Annotated in this window: 1 protein-coding gene; it reads left to right on the top strand. The window is 35.5% G+C overall.

Features of this window, described 5'->3' with window-relative positions; all coding sequences use genetic code 11:
- Window positions 1–192: 192 nt before the first annotated feature.
- A partial coding sequence (locus R3333_RS14200; RefSeq protein WP_318959425.1) for a LamG-like jellyroll fold domain-containing protein occupies window positions 193–2,200 on the top strand: 2,008 nt, incomplete at its 3' end.

Raw genomic sequence — 2,200 nt, 5'->3', positions numbered from 1 at the left:
CTGTATCCAAATGCTTGTATTTCGCACCATTCGTACCTAAGGTGTTTTTCTCTAATAATTCCATCAAGGAAGAAGAAGCCTCGGCGCGAAGTGTAAAGATGTTATTAAAGGTCTCCATTTAGGGCAAATTTAAGAAAGCTTAAGGTTAAACAAGATTTTTAAAGTTTAAGTTAATTCCACTATTTTTGGTTTATGAAACCACTGAAATTAACCATTTTTATAACCACCACAACCCTGGTATGTTATTTATCAATTTGTAGAGCACAAACTCCATTGGATTTATTTGAGTTAACATCTCCCTCAATAAGTAATCTGTATGGTTACTTCCCCTTTGAAGGTGATCTTACTAACCTAGGTTCTGGCGGACAGAACGCAACAAATAATGGAGCAACTTTTACAACGGGGATATGTGGGCAGGCACTTGAATTCGACGGTGTTGATGATTATGTTTTATTATCACCGAATTACATGTTGAATGATGATTTCACAATAACAGCCTGGATAAAGACAAATGATGCAACAAATGCGATGGGGATTTTTTCAATTCGACAGCAATGTGCCTCAACCTACAGAGGTAATTCTATCGTAGAATGGGCTTTTAATAATTATGCAGTTTCGGGGTTAAGTAATGGATTAAATATTCATCAGAATTGTACTTCATATTCTGCTGGTGACAGATATACTCCTCCAATATTTAACTATTCAAACAATGATTATCTGTTTTTAGCACTTAAAGTAGAGAATAACAATACGGAGAACAGAACTGTAAAAATGTTCGTGAATTGTACGGAATACACTACCTCTCAAACTTTGGATTATAACACTACGGTAAATTTTACCTCAGCAATAAGTTATATAACAACAATCGGGGCTACCTCAAGTATTTCTCCATACATAAATTCATTCAACGGAAGTATTGATGAAGTAAGAATTTATGATGCTGCTTTAAGCAATGATGATATTAACGATGTGTACAGAGCATGCAGACCATTGGAGATAGTCGTGGATAGATTTACAAATTGTACCAGTGATTCCGCAGTTGTGGAGTTGAAGCATACCGAACCAAACGTAAGTTACCAATTGGTTGATACAACCAATAATGTTATTGTTGGTAGCCCAATTACGGGGAGTTGTAATAGTATATATTTTTATACACCTACAGTCAATAGTCTTACACAATACATTGTGGAAGCTACGCATCTAATTTCCGGAAATACCATTGTTTTAGATACAGTAATTAATCTTATACCTGGAGGCAGCGGTATTGGGTTTACGGACACTCTTGTTTATAATTTGTGTGAAGGGGATTCACTTTATTTAAGTAATCAAGTCATATACAATTCGGGGTTGTTTACAGATACTGTAAGTGTGCCTAATAGTTGTGATTCTTTGCTAATTTACAATGTTTCAATTTTGACATCAAATCTTGATTTAGGAGAAGATACAACGTTATGTGAAGGGAATACTTTGACCTTAACACCAGGCGGGAATTTTGATCAATATCTTTGGCAAGATAGTTCTATGACATCTACTTATGTAGTGAATCAACCGGGAGTTTACACTGTAACTTCAACGAATCAATGTGGTACTTTCATAGATAGTATTGGTATAAGTTATATAAATATTTCTCTAGATTTAGGTGCAGATACAGTAATATGCGAAGGAGATACCCTCACACTCGATGTGTATGTAACCGGAGCAAACTATGTGTGGCAAGATGCGAGTACGAGTTCTATTATCAATGTGGACAGTGAAGGGGAGTATTTTGTCACTATTTCAATAGGAGATTGTTTTAAAACTGATACACTTAATATTAATATCATAAATAATAATAGCTTTAATTTCCCCGAGTCAATTGAAGCTTGTGAAGAAGAGGAGTTGCTTCTTTCCGTTCCGGTAAATCTAGATAATTTAACTTGGAGTACTGGAGAATCAACAAGTAGTATAGTAATTCCAGAGAGTGCGGTGTATTGGGTGGTTTCCAATGGAGGCTGTGGTTTGTTCGGTGATACTGTTGAAGTAAACCTAGTGGATTGTGATTGTAATTTATTTATTCCGAATACTTTTACTCCAGACGGCAATGAGTTTAATAATACATTTAAAGTAGAGCAGGTATGTAACTTCACTAGTTTTAACTTTAAAGTTTTTAACCGTTGGGGGGAGATAGTTTGGGAAAGTAGTGATCCGAAAGCTGCTTGGG

The sequence above is a fragment of the Lishizhenia sp. genome, from assembly GCF_033720595.1.
Classification (GTDB): Bacteria; Bacteroidota; Bacteroidia; order Flavobacteriales_D; family Crocinitomicaceae; genus Lishizhenia.
The sequence above is the reverse complement of the archived record's forward strand: the minus strand, read 5'-3'. Positions and strand labels throughout refer to the sequence as shown.